This is a genomic window from Paenibacillus sp. 19GGS1-52, from assembly GCF_022369515.1.
Classification (GTDB): domain Bacteria; phylum Bacillota; class Bacilli; order Paenibacillales; family Paenibacillaceae; genus Paenibacillus_AQ.
The window spans coordinates 2,638,627-2,661,073 of the sequence record NZ_CP059724.1; the positions used below are offsets into that span (position 1 = coordinate 2,638,627).

Annotated in this window: 15 protein-coding genes; 13 read left to right on the top strand and 2 right to left on the bottom strand. The window is 41.7% G+C overall.

Features of this window, described 5'->3' with window-relative positions; translation table 11 throughout:
• The first annotated feature begins 189 nt into the window (after window positions 1-189).
• From H1230_RS12380 to H1230_RS12405, 6 genes are all read left to right on the top strand, one after another.
• Window positions 190-1,350: a small-conductance mechanosensitive channel gene (locus H1230_RS12380; protein ID WP_239715750.1), complete on the top strand. Its 1,161-nt coding sequence runs from the start codon at window positions 190-192 to the stop codon at window positions 1,348-1,350.
• 22 nt (window positions 1,351-1,372) lie between these two features.
• On the top strand, window positions 1,373-6,799 hold the full coding sequence (locus H1230_RS12385; protein ID WP_239715751.1) for a diguanylate cyclase: 5,427 nt from the start codon (window positions 1,373-1,375) through the stop codon (window positions 6,797-6,799).
• Window positions 6,800-6,957: 158 nt separating this feature from the next.
• Window positions 6,958-8,409 carry an amino acid permease gene (locus H1230_RS12390; protein WP_239715752.1) on the top strand — a complete coding sequence of 484 codons (1,452 nt, stop codon included), beginning with the start codon at window positions 6,958-6,960 and terminating at the stop codon, window positions 8,407-8,409.
• A 112-nt stretch (window positions 8,410-8,521) separates the two neighbouring features.
• Window positions 8,522-10,975, top strand: coding sequence for an EAL domain-containing protein (locus H1230_RS12395; protein ID WP_239715753.1), 2,454 nt, complete (start codon window positions 8,522-8,524; stop codon window positions 10,973-10,975).
• 26 nt (window positions 10,976-11,001) lie between these two features.
• Window positions 11,002-11,811, top strand: a complete 810-nt coding sequence (locus H1230_RS12400) for a GNAT family N-acetyltransferase (protein ID WP_239715754.1) — start codon at window positions 11,002-11,004, stop codon at window positions 11,809-11,811.
• A gap of 36 nt (window positions 11,812-11,847) precedes the next feature.
• Complete coding sequence (locus H1230_RS12405) at window positions 11,848-12,207, top strand: hypothetical protein (RefSeq protein ID WP_239715755.1); 360 nt, start codon at window positions 11,848-11,850, stop codon at window positions 12,205-12,207.
• A gap of 39 nt (window positions 12,208-12,246) precedes the next feature.
• On the opposite strand, the gene H1230_RS12410 is transcribed toward H1230_RS12405, so the two are convergent.
• The gene (locus tag H1230_RS12410) at window positions 12,247-12,558 is read right to left on the bottom strand and encodes a sensor histidine kinase (protein WP_275591210.1); all 312 of its coding nucleotides are present in this window, start codon (window positions 12,556-12,558) and stop codon (window positions 12,247-12,249) included.
• Window positions 12,559-12,879: 321 nt separating this feature from the next.
• Window positions 12,880-13,473, bottom strand: coding sequence for a MepB family protein (locus tag H1230_RS12415; RefSeq protein ID WP_239715757.1), 594 nt, complete (start codon window positions 13,471-13,473; stop codon window positions 12,880-12,882).
• Between the two features lie 205 nt (window positions 13,474-13,678).
• On the opposite strand from H1230_RS12415, the gene H1230_RS12420 reads away from it, so the two are divergent.
• The 7 genes from H1230_RS12420 (at window position 13,679) to H1230_RS12450 (ending at window position 22,365) form a co-directional block, all read left to right on the top strand.
• Complete coding sequence (locus H1230_RS12420) at window positions 13,679-14,788, top strand: sugar ABC transporter substrate-binding protein (protein WP_239715758.1); 1,110 nt, start codon at window positions 13,679-13,681, stop codon at window positions 14,786-14,788.
• A 96-nt stretch (window positions 14,789-14,884) separates the two neighbouring features.
• A complete protein-coding gene (locus tag H1230_RS12425) occupies window positions 14,885-16,405 on the top strand; it encodes a sugar ABC transporter ATP-binding protein (RefSeq protein WP_239715759.1) in 1,521 nt (506 codons plus the stop codon).
• An 11-nt stretch (window positions 16,406-16,416) separates the two neighbouring features.
• A complete protein-coding gene (locus H1230_RS12430; RefSeq protein ID WP_239715760.1) occupies window positions 16,417-17,592 on the top strand; it encodes a sugar ABC transporter permease in 1,176 nt (391 codons plus the stop codon).
• 284 nt (window positions 17,593-17,876) lie between these two features.
• On the top strand, window positions 17,877-19,055 hold the full coding sequence (locus H1230_RS12435) for an MGDG synthase family glycosyltransferase (RefSeq protein ID WP_239715761.1): 1,179 nt from the start codon (window positions 17,877-17,879) through the stop codon (window positions 19,053-19,055).
• 16 nt (window positions 19,056-19,071) lie between these two features.
• Complete coding sequence (locus H1230_RS12440) at window positions 19,072-19,668, top strand: YkoP family protein (RefSeq protein WP_239715762.1); 597 nt, start codon at window positions 19,072-19,074, stop codon at window positions 19,666-19,668.
• Between the two features lie 15 nt (window positions 19,669-19,683).
• A complete protein-coding gene (locus H1230_RS12445; RefSeq protein ID WP_239715763.1) occupies window positions 19,684-20,382 on the top strand; it encodes a polysaccharide deacetylase family protein in 699 nt (232 codons plus the stop codon).
• A gap of 630 nt (window positions 20,383-21,012) precedes the next feature.
• Window positions 21,013-22,365, top strand: coding sequence for an IS4 family transposase (locus tag H1230_RS12450; protein WP_239714794.1), 1,353 nt, complete (start codon window positions 21,013-21,015; stop codon window positions 22,363-22,365).
• Window positions 22,366-22,447 lie beyond the last annotated feature (82 nt).

Genomic DNA, 22,447 nt, shown 5'->3' on the forward strand with positions numbered 1-22,447 from the left:
GGCATTGACATCCCGTCAGTGTCTTTTTTTCTGAAATTATGTTTTCCCTCAAGGTCAATCTACAAGCAGGAAAAAACAGCGTACATATCGAATGTTACATACTTAATATATACAAAATTCGACTTTGAAAAACAAATTACTACATATTGTTAACAAGATAATAATATGGAATCTAGAGGGGTCAAAAGAATGATGAAAACCTGGCAAAAAAAGTTTATTCTTATTCTAACCTTTGGTTTAATCTTTATCCTGCCGTTAATCGGGAGTCTGTTTAAATGGGGTGGCTTGCCGGTAGGCTATGGTGATTTTCCAGCGCAAAAGGTTGAGGATGACCCGGGTTTTAGCATTCTTTATTTCTCTTTAGCGCTCATAGTGGCTTTGATCATTACGCTATTTTTGGTCTTTCCGAAGCTTTTTGGATTCAAAAAGATCACTGAGTCCAGTACGGAGCCGAAACGTAAGACGGAATTTCCCGTCTGGTTCTGGTGGAGCTTACCCGTGCTTGGAATTAGCTGGTTTTTAATGTGGGCACGAATCAAGGTACATATTTCTCTTGAATATTATACATTTGTACCGTTATGGTGGGCTTTTATCTTGATTCTAGATGGAATTGTCTATAAACGGACTAACGGATTCTCTCTTGTCTCCAAGAAGCCACACGTCATGCAACTGCTGGCTGTTGTTTCCTGCTTCAGTTGGTTTGCCTTCGAGTTTCTAAATTTCTTTGTCATTGAGAACTGGTATTATCCCAACAATCAGGTGTTCTCTAACTTTGGAAATGTGTTTTGGTTCTCCTTGTCCTATACCACCGTTCTACCGGCGATTGTGGAATGGTATTTGTTATTGAAGACGTTTAAGGTATTTAGAAATCGTTATCGAAACGGTCCCCAATTGTCTGTTTCCAGAACATTTCTTCTGATATATTATGTAATTGGGTTACTTCTGGCTTTTGGAATGGGGTATTATCCCTATTTGCTCTTCTGGGTACTATGGGTTGCTCTGGTTCCCATGCTCTCCGCCGCCATGGCTCTGACTGGATACTGGACTCCATTTACTCCGATTAAAGATGGCGATTGGTCCAAAACCGTTTTATTCGCTCTAGCCACCCTGTGTAACGGCTTCTTCTGGGAGTTATGGAACTTTGGAAGTGAATGGTTCCACGATTCCCTGCCCACCAACCCGAATTATTGGAAGTATTCTGTTCCTTATCTTGATAAGATACATATTTTCTCGGAGATGCCCCTTTTAGGTTACTTCGGGTATTTATTTTTTGGAATTAACTGCTGGATTATCTGGTTAATTGCCGCGTATGTTTTTGATTTTGATGCTGATTTTGAAGTAAAGGGATAGAACAGTTAAAGGTGGAATGGGTATGATTGTCATTGATAATTATCAGATACTGGAAACTATTTCTGATCATTACGGAAAATCGGTCTATAGATGCAGGGATGCCATTTCTCAGGAAACTTACATCTTAAAAGTATTAAAATCTGAATTTGCCGGACACGAGGAGGTTATGCGCTTTAAGCAGGAATACAAAATGCTTAAAGAGCTGAGTGAAAGTGACCAGGGCGTGATTAAACCTTTTAAGCTGGAAGAACAAAATGGCTTTTATTTCATGGTACTGGAGGATATCCACGGTCGCTCACTGAAAAGAATAATGGCTGATGAACGGCTGGATTTGGATACTCTTTTGAAGTTCACCATCAAGCTTGTTGAAATCTTAGGGAACATCCATGAACAGAATGTCATTCATAAGGACATTAAGCCTTCCAATATTATCTGGAATAGAGAACAAGATGTAGTTCAGGTAATTGACTTTGAACTTGCAGTAAAACTAACAAAGGAAAAACACGAATTTCAAAATAGTGGTGTAATGGAAGGTAGCTTACTATATATTTCTCCTGAACAAACAGGCAGAATGAATCGGAATGTAGATTACCGAACGGATTATTATTCTCTGGGTGTATGTTTGTATGAGATGGTGACGGGGATCAAACCGTTTGAATCGGAGGAGATGCTGGAGCAGATTTATTCCATTATTGCCAAAGAAGCGATAGCACCAGTTACAGTAACTGGAGGTAAGATTTCCAAAGCTCTATCCGCTATTATTATGAAACTTATGGAGAAATCATCCGAGGACAGATATAGAAGTGCTTACGGGATTAAAGCCGATTTGCAGAAGTGTCTTGCAGGACAGGAGGATTTTGAGATCGGCAAAGAAGACAGATTAAATATATTCCAGATTCCTGAGACCATTTACGGCAGGGAAGAGAATATGAAGGATCTGGTCGCTGCCTTCCGAAGAAGTCTCAGGAGCAATCCACAAATTATGCTTGTCTCCGGTGATGCTGGTGTCGGCAAAACTGCATTGGTACACGAGCTGCATAAATACATTAGCCAGGAAAAAGGGTTGTTTGCGGAGGGGAAGTTTGATCAATTCAATAAGAACATTCCTTATAGCGCAATCATTCAGGCCTTTCGAAGACTGATCAGCCAGCTAATGAGTGGTCCAGATGAAGAATATAAGAGAAGTGTAGAAACATCTTTAAAAAGGGCTCTGAACGGAAATGGTGCGCTAATCACGGGCCTCATTCCAGAATTGGAGAAATGGATTGGCGTTCAGCCGGAGATCGAGCATTTGAATCCCGCGGAAGAAACCAATCGTTTTTTCATGACCTTTGCTCATTTTATTGAGGGTGTTTCCAATCATGAAAGGCCCTTGGTCTTATTTCTCGATGATGTTCAGTGGGCCGATGTGTCTACCATGCAGCTGGTGCAAAAATTGGTTCTGGATAATCATTTGCAAAAATGTTTTATCATATGTTCTTATCGGCAGGATGAGATTACTCAAGGCCATCCTTTATTTGTCTCTAGAGAAAAAATTGAAGTGAGCAGAGAAGTGGGGCAGATTAAGTTGAATTCTCTGTCCGCCCGGAACGTGGAAAGCTTGGTCGCGGATACACTATTTACTGATTCTGGTAGGGTAAAGGAACTCTCAGAGATTATTTACATAAGAACCAAAGGGAATTCTTTCTTCGTAAATGAATTTTTGAAGGACCTCTATAGAAACGGATATCTTTTCTTTGATGATTTGCATGGTGTCTGGAACTGGGATCTGGAGCAAATCATGAATTTGCATGTTAATGACAACATTGTCGATTTCCTGATGCGGAAATTGAAGAATATGCCGGAGGATATCCGGAGGATTATGATGTTGGGTGCAGCCATTGGCGATAAGTTTGATTTCAACCTGCTCTCTTTGATTGGACAAGAAGATCGAGGGTTTATTGCCGGGTCCTTAATAAAAGCCGTGGAAGAAGATATCCTCATTCCGACGGATTCTAATTATTCAATGTTATCTGCTTTGATAGAGGAAAAAGAAGAGGCAGTGGAACGACTGCATATTCGTTTCAGATTTCAACATGACCGGATTCAGCAGGCTTTCTATCAGATGCTCGATACTGAAACAAGCAAACGGCTGCACCTGACGATTGGCAGACTGATGCAGAAACATCTGTCTCCTGAAGAAACGGAAGGAAAAATAGTGGAGATTGCTACACATATGAATAAAGGGGTTGAATTCATCAGCGAAAAAGATGAATTCACTCAAGTTATTCAGCTTAACTTGAAATCCGCCAGAAAGGCAAAGGCCGCCTTTGGGTATGATTCAGCGTTTGTTCTTTTGGAGGCGGCGCTGAGCCTGTTGGCAACGGAGAACTCTTGGCAAGAAGATAAGCGGCAAACTGCAGAAATCTATCAGTTATACGCCGAGTGTGGTTATCTCACCCACCATATTGAAGCCGCTGATCGGACGTGTGCAGTACTGCTTAGGCATACACATAACAGCTTCGCCATTGCGCAGATCTACGAAATGCAGGCTAATCATTATACGTATCTGGGGATGATGAAGGAATCCATAAACTCCGGGAGGTTGGGGCTGCAGGCATTAGGGATTAAAATCCCAAAGAAAGTCGGAATGGCACTTGTTCTGAAGGAATTCATTAAAGTAAAGGCTAGTCTGAGAGGAAGAACCTTAGAGGAAATTCTGGCGAAACCGGAAATTACGGACCCTGAAGTAAGGCTCATTATGAGACTGTTGATCAATTTTATTCCGCCGACCTTTATCTCGGGAGAGACCGCACTCTTTGGCTTTGTGGTGCTGAAAAAGGTTGGTCTGACGCTGAAACACGGGAATTCTCCTGAATCAGCCCTTGCTTTTATCGGTTATTCTATATTGCTTTCTGGATTTGGCGACCTTAAGGGAGCCTTTGATTTCGGTAGGCTGGGCATAAGAATTAACGATAAATTTAATGATCTGCAGTGGAAGGGGGCGGCACATGTATTATACACGCTGTTCTGCCACACTTGGACCGAACCTTGGGACACGCTGCAGGATTGGTACAAAACTTCCATCGAGTCCAGCATGAGAGCTGGGGATTGGTTATATCTTGCTCACTCTTGTTTTTATGTGAATCTCTGGAATCCGACAATGGACATCGCTACCAATCTTCAGGAAAGTGGTAGAACCATTGCTATGATCGAAAATACAAAATACAAAGAAGCTTTAGCCACAGCCAAGTTATCCAGGCAGCAGCTTCTCGGTCTGGCTGGTGAACTACCGGACAACCTTTCTTTTAATGATGATGATTTCAATGAAGAAGCCTATGTGAAGCAGCTTGAAGAGGCGAAGTATTATTCAGGGATCGCTATTTTTTATATTTACAAAATGAAGCTCCTATTCACCTATGAAAGCTATAAGAGTGCGTTAGCATATATCGATAAAGCCTATAAAATTATAGGCACCCTTGCCGGTTCGGCCTTTATGGAGGAGTTCGCGCTGTATACCTTCCTGAACCTAGCATATTGCTACAAGGACTTAAGCGCGGTGGATCAAGTCAAAGCAAAGACTAGAATGCGGAAAGAATATAGCAGGGTGAAGAAATGGGCGAAGCATAGCCCGGGGAATTTCAAGCAGCATGAGTATTTGATGCAAGCAGAATGGGCAAGAATCTCTGGGAAGCAAGAGCTGGCTGGCAGATTCTATGATCTGGCGATCGAGACCAGCGAACAAGGAGATTTTGTCAGGTATAAGGCGCTGACGAATGAGCTGGCCGCCAAATTTTACTACAATAAGAATTTCAAGGAGTTTGCCACCTATCTACTCAGACAGGCCCTATATTACTATTCCGTTTGGGGTGCCAAAGGAAAGATCAGGCATTTGAACGAGCATTATCCAGATACCGTGAACCAAATAGTTAACAAGCAATTTTTACACGGGAGAACAATCACGGATTTTACTGAAAATATTGATTTGAATTCGATGATTATGGCTTCGCAAGCGATATCGAAGGAAATTGAGCTAAACAACCTGCTGGAAGCATTAATGGAGATCGTGATAAAAAATGCCGGAGCGCAAAGAGGCTGCATTCTGATGAGATCCAGCTCCAGCCTGCTTGTAGAGGGTGAGTACAAATCGGAGGATGACAAAGTAACTGTATTGATGCATGCTAATGTACAGTTTAACAATTTACCGGAGTCCATTCTAAAAGCAGTGGAGGAAAGTAAGGAATCCTTAATTTACAATGATGCCTTTTCCGAAACCCAGTTTGTTAACGATCCCTATATTGTGAAATATCGTCCTAAATCGCTGGTCTGTATGCCACTGCTTAATCAAAATAAGGTCATAGCCATCATCTATCTGGAGAATAATCTGGTGACAGGTGCATTTACGAAAGAGCGGATGAGAATTATTAATCTTTTGTCAAGGGAAATGGTTTTTTCACTCGAGAACGCCAGCCTGTACTCTGACCTAGAACGTTCTGAAGAGAAATACCGTGAGCTAGTAAACAATATGGTGGATGGTATCTTTATTACTCAAGATGAGAAGTGCATGTATGTGAATACGGCCTTGGCTCAAATGCTGGGTTATGAAATGGAAGAGATGCTCGAACAGCCTTTCCGGGATTTCGTTAGTCCCGCGGATCGTGATCAAGTCATGCACTATTATGGGAGAAGAGTTGAGGGCAAGAGTGCTCCCTACGAGTATGAAACACGGTTAATCCATAAGGATAAGATTCAGGAAATTGTTGTGATTCATAAGGTAACCTTAATCAGTTATAGGAATAAACCGGCTATTCAGGGAACTGTGAAGGATATAACCGAGCGTAAAAAAGCCGAAGAAGAGCTTAAGCGGCATAAGGAACATCTGGAAGAGCTGGTGGGAGAGCGCACCCGGGAGCTGGAACTGAACAATGAGGAACTAAATAAATATATTCAAATGATCGAGAAAATTTCGATTACCGATGAGCTGACAGGACTCTACAATCGAAGACATTTCAATAAAATATTCCAAGAAGAAGTAGAAAAAGCCGCCAGCGAGAGGGAATATCTGACTTGTATCATGCTCGATATCGACCATTATAAAAAATATAATGATACGTATGGACATTATGAGGGCGATGAGGTATTACGCAAGCTTGGTAAAAAAATCAAAGAGCTTGCCGGGCGAGCCAATGATTTCGTGTTTAGATTAGGTGGAGAAGAGTTTGGGATGATTATCTCTGGAATTACTCAGGAGGAGTCCTATGAATATGCCGAAGGACTTAGAAGTAGTATTGAAAGTATGGGCATAGAGCATGCAACAAGCTCCTCTTCCAGCGTTATCACGGTTTCCGTGGGTGTTGCGGCGGTCAAGGTTGATGGCCTCCGAGAAGAGGATATCTACAAGCTGGCAGATGAAGCTCTATATCAATCCAAAACAAGCGGCAGGAACCGTGTCACTTTATTTGAAAATTGATCATTTCCTGTTAATCTAAAAAAGCTGTCCCATCTGTAGAGCTTCTGCACTGGGGGACAGCCTTTTTGTCGTGCGGCTCGCTAAATTCTTGCGCGGCTATGGGTAATTCCTCCGATATTTGCAGATACTTGGTTCAAACAAATCGGGGAGGCCGCTTTATGAAGCCGGAAAAAAGAGGGTTATCGGTATGGCAGCTTACTATGCTTGCACTCGGTACTGTGGTGGGAGGCTCATTTTTCCTGGGCTCTTCAATAGCCATTCGTGCAGCTGGACCGTCAGTGCTGCTGGCTTATGTGATCGGTGGCGTTTTGGTTTATTTTATTTTATCTGCCTTATCGGAAATGACGGTGGCCAATCCGGTATCTGGCTCATTTCGAACGTATACCGAGCAAGCTTTTGGCCGAGGGGCAGGCTTTACGGTAGGGTGGGTGTATTGGACTGGGCTAGTACTGGCTATGTCCAGTGAAGCGACGGCAGTTTCCATCCTGGTGTGCGGTTGGTTTCCCCAACTGCCGCTAGCACTTCTCGGGGCAGGTATTATTGTGAGTGTAACTCTGCTGAACTTGCTGGGAGCCGAGCGTTTAAGCAAGCTGGAGAGTGGACTTGCAGCGTTTAAGCTGCTTGCTATTGCTGCATTTATAGTGATAGCTGTATGTATTATAGCGGGCATTGGAACAAGGGGTTCTACTGGAGCCGTGGGTCTGAATGTCCTACGTGATCAAAATTGGATACCAGGAGGGATACGTGGGATTGCCGGGAGTATGCTGATGGTAATGTTCACCTATGCTGGATTTGAGGTGCTTGGACTTGCGGCATCAGATACAGCTAATCCGGCTGTTACTATACCTAAAGCGATCGGGTATACGATTTTTTTGCTAGTTGGTCTTTATTTAGCAGCCATAACAGTGTTGTTTCTGCTGATTCCTCCTTCTCTTGTGTCTGAGCAGATCAGTCCTTTTGTCTCGGCGCTTAGTTTGTATGGCCTGGGCTGGACGGGAACAGTTATGAATATTGTGCTCGTTTCCGCCATTTTGTCCACCATGCTGGCTTCAGTATTCGGATTGGGGCGGATGCTCCGTTCTTTGGCGCAGGAAGGACATACACCGGCTTGGATGCGCGACCATACTGATATTCCCTACCGCGGCATTCTTGTATCAGGTGGGGCCATGCTCCTGGCTTTAGGCCTTGGTTTATTACTGCCCCAGGGGGTCTATCTATTTCTTGTCAGTTCCGGCGGGTTCTCATTACTCTTCGCCTATTGTCTGATTATGGCCAGCCATTATCGGCTGCGCAAACAGCACGGAGGCCCGCTGACGCAACAGGCTGGAATGCGTGGTTTTCCCTATACGTCCTGGTTCTCCATCGGGTGTCTGATGGCTGTCCTTGCAAGTATGCCCTTAATTCCTGGTCAAGGTGGCGGTTTGGTCGCCGGAATCATGTTTGTTGTGTTGTTTATAGGTGTATACGCGCTAGGTAGCCGTTTTCGTAAGCCGGCAGAGGAATCCTCCAAGCGGCGGCTTCTTCGTAATCCCTCTGCTGGATCGATAGGGTCTGGTTACGCACAGGCAGAGATGTCTGAGGATTGGAGCGAGAGTGAAAATAAAAAATAAACTTTGCGTATCCACCCAAAGGACTAATTGTTTACTTGAGTCTAATTACCTAATTAATTAAAACTGAATTGTCGATATAAAGTATTATGCGATTAATAAAGGGGATTACATCATGGTTATTTTGACCACTTTAAATTTATTGTGTGGCATTACGTATTTGATTATTGGCCTGTTTACCTTATGGAATGATTCAAAAAATAGATTAAATAAATTATTTTTTGTAATATGTATAAGTTTAGCGTATTGGGCTATTCTGTTTTCTTTGATGAATCGATCACAGGACGCTGATACTGCAAATACATTCTATGTATACTCCGCCCTCTCCTGGTCCGTATTTCATTGTTTACTTTTACATTTTATTATCGTCCTGACAGGTAAAGAAGAGCTTTTGAAAAAGAGATTTGCCTATGGTTTATTTTATTTGCCAGCCATAATTTCAATATATTTGTATTTCTTTCAGCCTCTATCCGCACAGAATTTTCTGAAGACAAATTTAGGCTGGGTTGCTCATGAGGCGACTGATAGAGGATTTATTTGGACTAATTTCTATAATATATATTATTTATCGTATATGGCTGCAATCGTCTATTTTCTGTTCAGATGGTGGAGAAATTCCAAAATTATTAGAGAGAAGAAACAGGCCAAGCTTATATTAATCACAATTCTTATATCTGGAGTAGGAGCTGGAATTACTGACATCATTCTTCCGTTATTAAATGTATTGGTTATGCCCTCTATCGGGGTGATCTTAGTCATCATACCTATAATTGGAACATGGTATTCGATAAAAAAATATAAATTGATGGATATTAATCCGGACGACTTTGCGTTAGAAGTTCTGAAGATCATGAGTGAAGGCTTAATTATTGTTAATCATGAAGGCATCATAAAGGATATTAATATTGGGGCACTGCAATTATTAGGGTATGAAAAAAGTCAATTAAAGGATAAATCCGTATGTCTACTGTTATCAGAAAAGACAGAATTGTTGAAGCTGATGAGCTGTAGTAGTTTGGAGATCGAGATTGTGAAGAGTAATCAAGATAAACTGCCGATTCTTTTATCATCCTCTATTTTATTAGATGAGTGGGGAGATTCATTAGGCATTGTGGGGATATTTCAGGATATTTCGGAAATTAAACAAGTCCAGAATAAATTAATGAAATCATCGGATGAGCTTGAATTGAAAGTAAACGAAAGAACCAGCGAACTAAGTAAAGCTAATAAAGAATTAGAACATGAAATTGTTAAACGTATAGAGATGCAGGAAGATATAAAAATACTTGCCTATCACGATCATTTAACAGGGTTACCCAATAAGAGATTATTTAATGATAGTTTAAATCAATCTATTCTTACTGCAGCTAAACAGGCTAAATCTTTGGGGATATTATTTATTGATCTTGATTCTTTTAAAAGAATAAATGATACAATGGGACATGCTAAAGGTGATGAACTGCTGAGAATGGTATCCATAAGATTAACCAATACAATAAGAGAAATAGATACGGTGTGCAGAGTCGCTGGCGATGAGTTTCTTATCTTGATTCATAATTTAGAAAGTGAACATTATATAAGAGAAGTTTCGGAGAGGATTCTGAATATTTTAAAAATGCCTTTTACTATTGATAATAGTGATTTGTATATAACTACTAGTATTGGTGGTGCCATTTATCCGATCGATGGTCATGATGTTGAAACACTAATTAAAAATGCAGATATTGCCATGTACAGCGCAAAGGAAAAGGGTAAAAACAAGTTTGAACTTTGTACATCGCTCCTTAAGGATAGCCTGGTTAAAGAAATGATGATCACAAATAGTTTATATCAAGCAGTAGAACGTGATGAACTGGAGCTGTATTATCAACCACAATTAAATATTATGTCTGGTGAAATTATTGGTCTGGAAGCCTTAGTAAGATGGAATAATCCCGAGTTGGGTATCGTGAGTCCAGGAGATTTTATATTCATAGCTGAAAAGACAGGTTTGATTCTTCCCATTGGTGAATGGGTATTGAGAACTGCGTGTATTCAGAATAAAAAATGGCAAGATGAAGGAATATTGAATGTTCCCATAGCTGTGAATCTTTCCGTTAATCAATTTCAGAACACACAAATAGTAGAAATGATTACTAAGATTCTAAAGGAAACCAAGCTGAATCCAAATGATTTGGAATTGGAAATAACAGAAAATATAATTATGAAGGAAACTGAATATATTATTGAATCCCTAAAAAAATTAAAAGAACTTGGAGTGAAGGTAGCGATAGATGATTTTGGCACGGAATATTCCTCATTAAATTATATTAAACAGTTGCCCGTAGATAAGATTAAAATAGCGATGTCCTTTATCTGGGGAATAAATATAAATGATAAGGATGAAGCCATTATTAACGTTATAATTGTATTAGCTAAAAATCTAGGATTAAAAGTGATCGCCGAGGGGGTGGAAACCAAGGAGCAATTGGATTTTTTGCGCGATCAGATGTGCGATGAAGTACAAGGCTATTATTACTATAAACCGATGCCAGCTAAACAAATAGAAGCACTAATGAGCAGAGAATAACTGGCCCAACGTTTGGAGAGGACAGGATGATGATTAAGCTAAAGAGTGAAGATTATTTTAAAGTGGTAAAGCCGTTAAGTCAGGTGAATATTAATACAATGTTTGCTGAGGCCGTTCTGCAACAGGTTGTCCCTGGCAGTGTCTATGCTGATAGTGAACAGCATCCTCGTACCTTTTATGTGATACATCCATACGGAATGTCATTATTGTTCGGGGATGATGAGAATGAAGAATTTAATGACAGTCTATTTGATTACATAACGAATAAACAGCAGATCAGGCATACACAAGAGTGGCTGCAGGCAGATCCAGCGGGTAAATGGTCAGCAATAATTGATTCGTTATTATCAACTCACCCAGACGCTCCAAGAACCATTCATCGGAATACAAGGGTCAATTTTAGCTTTAATCGTGAAACCTTCCAGCAAGCGAAGAAACAAGCTCCCCTTCTAGATCAGAGGATTGTACAGATAGACCAAGAGTTGTTTCTGGCCCAGGGCGCTGGTGTGTCTCCCCGGTATTTCTGGAGGGATGAGGACCAGTTCCTTACTGAAGGCGGGGGTTACTGCTTGCTGAGCAATGGAGAAATTGCGTCCACGGCGTTTGCAGCTTTTCGCAATGAATCCCAGTTGGAGATCGGAATTGAGACAGCGGAAGCGCACCGCGGGAAGGGCTACGCCATGTTGGTATGTGCTGCTCTGATCGATTATTGTCTTGAGCATCAGCTGGAGCCAGTGTGGTCATGCCGGTTGGAGAATGAAGGCTCCTACAAATTGGCCCAAAGATTGGGCTTTGAACCGTCATTAACGCTACCTTATTATCAGTTGGTTGTTTGAATGGACTTATAAAGCTGTGAGAGGAGGGGAGAGTTGATGAGAAAAATAGGAATTAACATTCTGATCATCTGTTTATACTGTTTTCCTTTTGTGTATTTCTCCATGTATAAAGACTTTAATAACAGTTCAATGGTTGGCTATTTAATGATGGTAATCATAACTTCAATAGCAGCAATGCTTGGTAACTTCTATAACAAAACAGTTGCTGTGCTCATTGGGAATTTAGCCTCTCCACTTATATCAGGTTATTTTATTAACATGATGATAGGGAATGAACGCTGGGCATTTTTTTTCAAACCATTCACTCCCCTTCAATTACTGATATTGGTTAGCTTTATAAATTTGATCCCGCAGTTAATTGTATTTAAATTAACGGAAAAGCTTAAACATACTTAAGGAGCTAATATATGAGGAAGCCAATCATATATTTATCCGTTACTGTGTTCCAATCACCGCGGGGAAACTGAGCGATACTACAGCTCCTTCGCGTTCACCATTTCCTGCTGAAATCAAGCCTCCGCAGCGTTCTACGATTGCCCGGGAAATGGCTAAGCCCAAGCCGGTATCCCCGTCAGTTCCTTTGACAAAACGATGGAATAGATAAGGGAGCACATCTGCTGGTATTCCAGCTCCATCATCAGAAATTGTAATTTCGATTTGCTCTTTATTTATGCCTACATAAATTCGGATCTGTTTAGATGCGTATCGAGTTGCATTGGAAACGATATTCAGCAAAGCCTGCAGCAATTTGTCCCGATCGGCATTTAGGACTATATTGAGTTTTTTGAAGGCAGTATTGAATTATCAAAGGCTGAACAATCAAGTGATGCAGTAGCGATCAAAGACTCCTTGTCCAAACTCCTTGAATTGTATAAACAACAAATATCGAAACTGGAAGCATCCAAATAAATAGTAGGAAAATACGAAAAAGACTTCCTATCTCAGCTTGAAGCTGGGTGGGGAGTCTTTTTGTGAAAGATAAGAATTTATAGGTTTTAAATGATTTATGGCTGGCAGCGCGTGGGCCTTCTTGTTTACTTAATAACATGGTTAAAAATCGTCAGCGTCCTAAATTTTGGATTTAATTAGGCTTGCGTCGTTGTAAAGCATATGAGCACGTGCAAGGTCTATGGGCGCATATAGAGGTATCTCTAGGAAATATTTCAGCTGCCAATTCTGAGTTTTTTGGGCCTGACGGCTAGTAGGATTATCCCAAGGGGGGTAGACACGGATTGCTCTTTTACCACCGCTCCCCTTATTGGATACTATATCCCGATCACACAGAATAACTTTTGGAAATATAAACTGACCAAACTGACTACCATTGCGTGTACTGATAACGAAGAAATCGGCTGGATCTGATACGTCATAGGGTTGGATTGGATTATCCCCGATTCTCTCCCATAAAGTCACGAATTGCCCGACCTTTGTAGGTGTGATTTTTGCGACACGAAATCTAATAGAAAGAGTATTCAAGTGATAGATATACGCCCCATATTCTGCATTTTGTGCTTCCGGCAGGGGATGGGAGCATTCAAATTTACAAGGGACATATACAAGATTATTAGTAGCAATCAGGTCACTATGAATTAATCCAGAGGAAGTCCAAGCACGTTGATCACTATGATATTTTTCTGAAAAGCCTTGATTAATTTCATCCATTTGTTCATATCCTCCATGTGAGTCCTAGTGAAAAGTATTTCGCGCTAAATACTTCCTATTGTACTGGTATCCACGTTAGTAAACAAATTTAGATATGAGTATATTCAAGAAACAAAGGAGAATTTTCTATTCCAAGCGGATAAATCGAGTGATAATATCATGAATGAATTAACAGTATTAGCCAAATACAGGGAGGGTTTTCTAAATGAAAAGGACTTTGAAAGCGATTCCATTTTTACTCGTTGTAATGATGCTTATGGCATTAGTGTCGGCATGTGGCAACAGTGGGGGCAGCGGGGGCAAGGTTGATGTAGGGATTGTATTGCCTACCAAAGATGAGCCAAGATGGGTACAAGATGAGCAAAGATTTAAAGATGCTTTGAAGGGTACAGATTATTCGGTTGATATCTTATTTAGCCAAGGGTCTTCCGCCAAAGAAAAAGAAAATGTGGATTCCTTAATCGCCAAAAATATCAAAGTACTGATCATTTGTCCTCAAGACGGTGATGCTGCTGCAGCTGCTATCGAAGCCGCTCAAAAAGCAGGCATCAAAGTTATCTCGTATGACCGGCTAATCACAAATACAGATGCTGTAAACTATTATGTAACATTTGATAGCGTTGCAGTAGGTAAAGCACAAGCCCAGTACTTGGTTGACAATGCCAAAGGTAATGGCCAACCATTGTATTTATACGCTGGTGCTGCTTCGGATAACAACGCATTCTTGTTCTTCCAAGGCGCTTGGTCAGTACTTCAGCCTAAGATTGCTGATGGTACATTCAAGATTGCTAACTCCAGCGAAGCTGTTGCACTGCAAGATACTGCAGAGTTGTCCCGTGATCAACAAAGTAAAATTATTAGCCAAGTTACAACCAACTGGGATGCTAACGAAGCTAAGAATAAGGCACAAACTCACTTGACTGCAGCCGCGGCTGATCAAAAAGGTGATGTAGCGATTTTGGCTCCAAATGATGGTACGGCTCGTTCAATCGCCGATGTCTTCGCTTCAGATAGCGAAATCACCAGCTATGTGGTTACTGGACAAGATGCTGAAAAAGCATCCGTTCAATACATTATTGACGGCAAACAGTCGATGACTGTCTTCAAAGATGTTCGTAATCTTGTTAAAGATGCAATGGGAATGGCAGTTGCCATTCTGGATGGCAAAACACCTGAAACTACCGGATCGTACAATAACGGCAAAGTGGATGTGCAAGCCAAACAAACAGACGTTATCGTAGTCGACAAAGCGAATGTTAAAGCAACGCTCGTTGATTCCGGATATTATGAAGCAGGCGATTTCACCGGTCTATAATCGCACATAAACATAGCTTAGACGGAATAGTGATAGATACGTCTATCACTATTCCTCTATCTTATGACTTGTTTTGTTAAGGAGCGTAATTTAATTATGAATCCATATATTTTAGAAATGAGCAATATTACCAAAGAATTTACGGGTGTCAAAGCGCTCTCCAATGTTAACTTCAAGGTGAATAAAGGTGAAATTCATTGTTTGATTGGCGAAAATGGGGCTGGCAAATCAACCTTAATGAAGGTTCTTAGTGGTGTATACCCGCATGGAACGTACTCAGGGGACATCATCTTTGAAGGCAAGGTGCAAAATTTCGCGAAAATCAGTGACAGTGTAAAAACAGGGATTGCCATTATCTATCAAGAACTTGCGTTGTTTCCTGACCTCACCGTTTATGAGAATATTTTTGCTGGGAATGAAGTGAAAAAAGGCTCTCTGGTGGACTGGAATCAAACGATTGTTAAAGCCAAGGAAATGCTGAAAAAAGTAAATTTGAATGTGAACCCTGAGGTTCTTATCAAGGATTTAGGCGTAGGTAAACAGCAGCTAGTAGAAATCGCCAAAGCTTTGAGTAAGGATGTGAAGCTGCTCATTCTCGATGAACCTACAGCTGCGCTCAATGAAACGGATAGTGAGAATTTACTCCAACTGCTGAGAGAATTGAAAAAACAAGGCATAACCAGCATTATGATCTCCCATAAATTGAAGGAAGTCATTGCGATAGCGGATCAAGTTACCGTTCTGCGTGATGGCCGGACCATTTGTACACTGGATGCTGCTAAGAATGAAATCTCTGAGAATGTAATTATTAAGAACATGGTTGGCCGTGATATTGATGATATCTATCCCAAGCGATCGGATCAACAATTTGGTGGAAAAGTGCTGGAAATCCAAAACTGGACGGCCTTTGATCCTAAGTTGGGTCGAGAAATTGTGAAAAATGCGAATATTCATGTAAGAAAAGGGGAAATCGTCGGTATTGCTGGTTTGATGGGCTCTGGGCGAACAGAATTGGCATTGAGCATATTTGGCAATCCGCGGGCTTATAAATTGCAGGGACAATTATTTATGGATGGTGTCAAAAAAGTCTTTAAAAGTCCCAAAGATGCGATCAATGCGGGAATTGCCTATGTGACGGAGGATCGCAAAGGTGACGGCTTATTTTTGATTCAGGATATCAAACAAAATATTTCTGTAGCCAATCTAAAGGGGATATCGTCGCAGGGAGTTATCAACAACAATGAAGAAGTAAAGATCTCCAACGAATACAAACAATCACTTAACGTTAAAGCCCCTTCGGTTGAGCAACTCGTTGGTAATTTAAGCGGCGGGAACCAGCAGAAGGTATCTTTGGGCAAGTGGTTATTTGTTAATCCGAGCTTACTTATTCTAGATGAGCCGACTCGCGGGATTGATGTGGGAGCCAAATTTGAAATCTATACGATCATGAACAAGTTGATCAGCGAAGGTATGAGTATCATCATGATTTCATCCGAGCTGTCTGAAGTGCTAGGTATGAGTGATCGTGTATATGTTATGGCTGAAGGGAAAATAAAAGGTGAACTGTCGGCAAATGAAGCGGATCAAGAAAAAATAATGAAGCTTGCTACGCAATAGGAGGAAGACCGGTGAAAATACTTAACGAAGCGAAGTCGTTGATCAAGGTTAATATTCGGGATTATGGGATGTATATCGCATTAATCGTCATTATGCTGACATTTTCAATCTTGACTGATGGATTGTTTATGTCCTCCCGGAATATTAGTAACTTGATTGATGCCACAGGTTATATTGCAGTATTGGCAGTTGGGATGACGTTAGTCATCGTTATTCGGCATATCGATTTATCCGTCGGGTTTGCGGCCGGTTTCTTAGGAGCAATCGCGGCGATCCTCCTTACCCAGGCGGGAGTTTCCGTATTCCTTACGATTCCAATCATCCTAGTACTGGGTATTGTTGTTGGAATGTTCAATGGTTTCCTGGTTGCCCAAATGGGGATTCCATCATTTGTAGCTTCACTGGCAGGCATGTTGATTTTTAGAGGAGCACTGCTGCTAGTAACCGAGAAAACCGGAACGATCATGGTTAAAGACGAGCATTTTAATGCGATCGGTAATGGATTCATACCTTCAATCGCAAAAGTGGGGAATTTGAATTTACTTTCACTGATTGTTGGTGCATTAATTATTGTCCTCTTTATTTACTTTGAATTCTCTAAACGAAAAAACAAACTCCACTACAATTTTGAAGTAATATCAAATGGCATGTTTACCGTAAAAGTTGTATTTATTTCCGCTATCATTGCCTATATCACTTGGATTTTAGCAGGTTACAATGGTTTCTCCTGGACGGTAGTTATTGTGATGATCGTTGTTGTTATCTATCACTTCTTGACAACTTCTACTGTAATCGGACGACATATTTATGCCGTCGGAAGTAATCCGGAAGCAGCACATTTGAGCGGGATTAGTGTTAAGAAAATTACGTACATTGTCTTTGGCTCCATGGGAATGTTGACCGCTCTGTCGGGTATCCTCTTTACGGCCCGCTTGCAATCGGCAACAACAACTGCGGGAACCTTGTTTGAGCTCGATGCGATTGCTGCTGCTTACGTAGGTGGTGTATCCGCTGCCGGCGGTGTAGGTAAAGTTACAGGTTCTATTATTGGTGCAGTTGTAATGGCATCACTTTCCAGTGGTATGAATCTGCTTGGCGTCGGAATTTCTTATCAATATATGATCCGTGGCGGTGTGTTAGCCGCGGCAGTTATATTCGATGTTATTACTCGTAAACAAAGAGCATAGTTTAGGGTTATGCTGAGTTGTTAAAAAAACGCCGGAGCGCTAATGCGCTCCGGCGTTTTTTTGGCAAGACGAGAATTTAGGAAATCAGGCGTTAATAATTCTACCTAGCAGGGTTAGACTGTTGTATGGCGTCCAATAGAAGAAGAGAACTTAAGATTTTAGTAAGATTTGGGTAAGAAAAAAGAAAATTCAATTATGTAGTATTAGAAAATAAGGAAGAAGATAGCAGTTGAAAGGTAACTGATGGGCTTCAAGTTATATTGTACAGGGGGAGGTAGTTGTTGATGAAAGTAAAGAAACCCGAAAAAATATTGATCCTGTCCGGTACCCTTGGAGATGGACATATGCAAGCAGCGAGAGCAATGCTGGAGGCGTCAGCGCTGTATAGACCGGGAATGGTCGTGGAAGTAGTCGATTTTATGTCTTGGATACATCCCCGTATACATACCTTTGAGCGGTACTGCTTCTACCAGTGGGTGAACCACTTGCCTGCGTTGTACGGTTATATGTTTCAAAAGACACGAATGGACAACTCTTTATCCCGGTTATTAAAGCAACTCCGTACATTTAGCATTCAGCGAATGGTCACACTGCTGCAGGAAGCTAACCCTACATTACTGGTCAGTACTTTCCCGCCTGCGGCCGCGGCAATTTCTCTGCTGAAGGCGAAAGGGCTAATTGATTTGCCTGCGGTTACAGTTATCACAGATCATACTGACCACAGTTATTGGATACATTCGCATACTAATCTCTATTTGGTGGGTTCTGAGCGGGTACGTTTAGCCCTGCAGCGAAGGGGCATATCTAAGACGATCATTACTGTGACCGGTATCCCGGTACGTCCAGCCTATAGCCAGACTTTGGACAAGAGGAAATTGCGGGCAAAATGTGGTCTGAGTCCAACGGCTTTTAGTGTACTCGTTATGGGTGGGGGAGAGGGGATTATTAACAAGAATTTTATCGATCAAGTGAATTCGGAGACCCTGTCGCCAAATATTCATTTCAATATCATTTGTGGGCGTAACGAAAAATTAATGAAACGCCTGAAAGAGGAATTAAAGAACAGACCTAATGTGCGGATAAAGGGATATGTGGATGACATTCATGAATGGATGGCCATGGCAGATGTATTAATAACTAAACCAGGGGGACTCACTACCTCTGAAGCGCTGGCAAGCCGGCTGCCTATGCTTCTTTTTCAGCCTCAGTATGGACAAGAACGGGATAACGCAGATTTTTTGATCAGTGCCGGGGCAGCTTGGGAACTCAGCATTAACACATTGCAGTCTCAATTGCAGCAACTTATGGATAACCGGGAAATTTTGAGCGAGATGAAAGAAGCGGATAGAAAGCTAATGCATAGAGACTCTGCCCGGCTTGCGATAAATGAAATCTTGAACGTACAGCAATATGCTCTGAATGCAAAGTGGAATTCCCCCGAGCCGCAGTTGGCATTTATTTAATTAGGAAGGTGATCATATGGGCTTTAGGATACGCAAAACCACGGTGCAGTCCGTCTGGATGCTGTGGGAAAAAGCTTTTTCGTTGCTTTCACATTTTCGGGGATCGTATACAGAGCACTTTGGCATATGCAGTGTGATGCTAAAAAAGCACAGAGGACAGGCCATTGTATGTCAGGACACTACTGTCATTAAAGAGGGAGAGTGGGTGGGTGAACTCCACCTCGATAATGGAAGTATCCTTAAGCTGATCCAATCCGAGGGTACGGATCGTGCAGCACTCCGAACCGCTCGCATGCTGCGTACATCCATGAAGCAAATCAATAAAGCCTTCGAGTCGCACTCTGAGTTTAGGCAGGTCAAAGCTTTACTGGGTATTACGCTGCTACATCGGGGATTGACGCACGGTCTTGGCTTTGAACAACAGATGATGAAGTCCGGTATCTTTGAACGTATCACTACCCTCTATCTTCGATTGCTGCTATCTGCCATGCATCCCGATGGGAGACAGAGGATTGGTCGGCGAACGGAACAACTGGTGCCTATGCTGCTGATTCATTCACGGTCCTCACTGAAAAATCGATTCTCACCCGAACAGAATTTGTCTGGAAAGTAAGGGATAGGGGGAGTTATGTTTACATATCTTGTAGGAGGAATACTGTGCATTGCCACTCTTTATATGTTTGCTCCAAGTTTGATTACAAGAATGACAGGCTTTGGAGTCTTTCGCAAAGGAACGGTAAAAAAACAGGTGGCCTTCACTTTTGATGATGGACCACATCCGCATTATACACCGAAATTACTGGATTTGTTGAAACTGCATCAAGTGAAGGCTACCTTTTTCGTGCTTGGATCGCAAGCTGAACAGAATCCCGAACTCATTCGAAGGATGGACCGGGAAGGCCATCAGATTGGCATTCATAATTATTGTCATACTTCTAACTGGATGATGTTGCCCAGCACCGTCAAGCGTGAACATCTAGATCGCTCCGCTGATATTATAGAGTCGATTATCGGAATTAGACCCAATCATTACCGCCCACCTTGGGGATTAATCAATATATTTGATTTCTTCCGTTACAAGCAGTATCGGATTGTTCTATGGTCGCTGAAGGCGGGCGATTGGAACAGTCGGGTCTGTCAGACCCAGTTGCAGTCAACATTGTTAGGTCGCATTACCGATGGATCTGTGGTGTTGCTTCACGATAGCGGTGAGACGATGGGGGCAGACCAGAATGCTCCTTATTTTATGCTGCAAGCTTTGGAAGAAGTGTTAAATCAACTGCAAATAAGAAACCTGCAATTCGTTCGTCTTGATGAAATGGCTTGAGGGTATTTGGTAATAAAGGTGCTTCTGGAGCAGTATGAAATGTTCGCCAAACAGTTTTCTCTTGTTTAAGCTCACATCTGGATAACATGATGTGGGCTATTTGACGTTTAAAAAATATATAGAGCGTCTTCCTTTATGTATTTTAAATTTGTCACTAATTATTTCTTTATGTAGAGTAAAATACCAAAATAGGGAAAGGGTGAGTATGATTAATTTGTTAAAATTTTTTATCATATATTTGGCGGGTATACAATATTATGGATTTCATCTTCAGTTATCGCGAAGAGAGGAGATGGATTTATTCGTGTTTATATTCCCTCCTGGCTAAGCAAAACTTTATTTTTTCGGAGTACGTAGCAGTAAATTATGATATCTTAATCTTTAATTTATGCGTTTATACCTTTTTCCTTCTAATTGATCAGTTTGCCAGTGATTTAAGAAGAAAAAGACGAAGACGATAAATTCCCTAAATATTAATAACTCAACTTTCGCACCTGGAATATTGTCTTAAACCCTTGAGGGCGTAAGCAGAATTCAATACTTTTGTTGCTATTGACAAAAAACACCTTACTTGTTTGGTATCATGGAAGTGTCGAATCAACCATGCCAACAAGAAAGGTGCGTAACCCTATGTTACAACAACATTCCCTGTCTGAACAGTCTCGCTTTTCCAAACTTTTTGTCACTCTCCATATCGGGAAAACCTTACGACACGCAGGTATTTCCAAATCCTTTGGTCTTTCGAGTCTCGCGGTTTTTCAAATCGTTTTCTCTTTAGTCTTCGAAGGTAAGAACTGGTTTCGACTCCTAGAGAGTGACCGTGGAGCAGATCTTCCAGGCAAAGATGTTATCTATCGGTTTTTAAATCAAGCTTCTTTTGCTTGGCGGCGCTTCTTGCAGACCTTAAGTCTTCGCATTGTGCTCTATTTCGAATCGCTTATTTCATCTTCGCGTGTACGAGTATTCATCGTTGACGATTCCGTGTTGAGCCGAAACCGTAGTAAAAAAGCAGAGTTACTGGCACGAGTATTTGACCATTCCACGGGCAAATTCATTAAAGGCTACACCCTGTTAACGTTAGGCTGGTCGGACGGGTTTAGCTTCGCTCCGCTTGACTTTGTCATGCTTTCTTCGGCCAAGCTGGCCAATCGTATTTGCGAAATGGCTTCGAATCTCTCGAAACGCAGCGCCGGGTACAAACGTCGAATGGAGGCTTTTTCTCGGAAGCCGGATGCCGTTGTCGCCTTGCTGGAACGGGCTTTGAAAGCGGGATTCACTGCCGACTATGTGCTTATGGATAGCTGGTTTACCCAAGTTCCACTCCTTCGTCAGCTCACCGGCAAAGGCCTTGGTGTGATTGGCATGGTCAAGGAAATGAAACAACACTATCTGGTTCAAGGAACACGAATGACGCTGCGTGAAGTCTTTCAAAGCCTTCCCAAATCGAATGCCAAAGACATTAAAGGCTCTGTCATCGTACAGACGACCTGCGGTCTACCCGTGAAACTTGTTTTTGTGCGCAACCGAAATAAAAAACGAGAATGGCTCGCGATTTTAAGTACAGATGTGACGCTAGATGCAGCTGAAATCGTACGAATCTACGGCATGCGCTGGAGTATAGAGACCTTTTTCAAAGTCACCAAAAGTTATTTGAAACTGGGAACCGAGTTTCAAGGTCGTTCCTTCGATCAACTGATTAGCCATACAACGATTGTATTCAGCCGTTATTTAGCGATGGAGTACGAACGGCGTCAATCGAGTGATGACCGAACACTTGGAGGTCTCTTTTTTCTCTTCGCGGATGAAGTCCGCGATCTGGATTATCAGACCGCCCTCCAGCAACTCATGAATTTATTTCTTGAAATGTCCCAAGCCAATACTAAGAAGAACAAAACGTCCGTTTTTTGTCAACTAGAGGAATGGATCTCTAGTTTACCCAGCTATATCAAGGGTTTGTTTAGAGATTTGAGCTGCGAAAGTTGAGTTAATAATATAATATCATGCAGCATTTATGCTATCTAGGACCTGTACTCAAACCTTACAACTCATCGAGATCAAGAAAGCG

Bases quoted from the DNA above. Each gene is read 5' to 3' on its own strand.
- H1230_RS12380 (WP_239715750.1), top strand. From the start codon at position 190: ATGATGAAAACCTGGCAAAAAAAGTTTATTCTTATTCTAACCTTTGGT.
- H1230_RS12385 (WP_239715751.1), top strand. From the start codon at position 1,373: ATGATTGTCATTGATAATTATCAGATACTGGAAACTATTTCTGATCAT.
- H1230_RS12390 (WP_239715752.1), top strand. From the start codon at position 6,958: ATGAAGCCGGAAAAAAGAGGGTTATCGGTATGGCAGCTTACTATGCTT.
- H1230_RS12395 (WP_239715753.1), top strand. From the start codon at position 8,522: ATGGTTATTTTGACCACTTTAAATTTATTGTGTGGCATTACGTATTTG.
- H1230_RS12400 (WP_239715754.1), top strand. From the start codon at position 11,002: ATGATGATTAAGCTAAAGAGTGAAGATTATTTTAAAGTGGTAAAGCCG.
- H1230_RS12405 (WP_239715755.1), top strand. From the start codon at position 11,848: ATGAGAAAAATAGGAATTAACATTCTGATCATCTGTTTATACTGTTTT.
- H1230_RS12415 (WP_239715757.1), bottom strand. From the start codon at position 13,473: ATGGATGAAATTAATCAAGGCTTTTCAGAAAAATATCATAGTGATCAA.
- H1230_RS12420 (WP_239715758.1), top strand. From the start codon at position 13,679: ATGAAAAGGACTTTGAAAGCGATTCCATTTTTACTCGTTGTAATGATG.
- H1230_RS12425 (WP_239715759.1), top strand. From the start codon at position 14,885: ATGAATCCATATATTTTAGAAATGAGCAATATTACCAAAGAATTTACG.
- H1230_RS12435 (WP_239715761.1), top strand. From the start codon at position 17,877: ATGAAAGTAAAGAAACCCGAAAAAATATTGATCCTGTCCGGTACCCTT.
- H1230_RS12440 (WP_239715762.1), top strand. From the start codon at position 19,072: ATGGGCTTTAGGATACGCAAAACCACGGTGCAGTCCGTCTGGATGCTG.
- H1230_RS12445 (WP_239715763.1), top strand. From the start codon at position 19,684: ATGTTTACATATCTTGTAGGAGGAATACTGTGCATTGCCACTCTTTAT.
- H1230_RS12450 (WP_239714794.1), top strand. From the start codon at position 21,013: ATGTTACAACAACATTCCCTGTCTGAACAGTCTCGCTTTTCCAAACTT.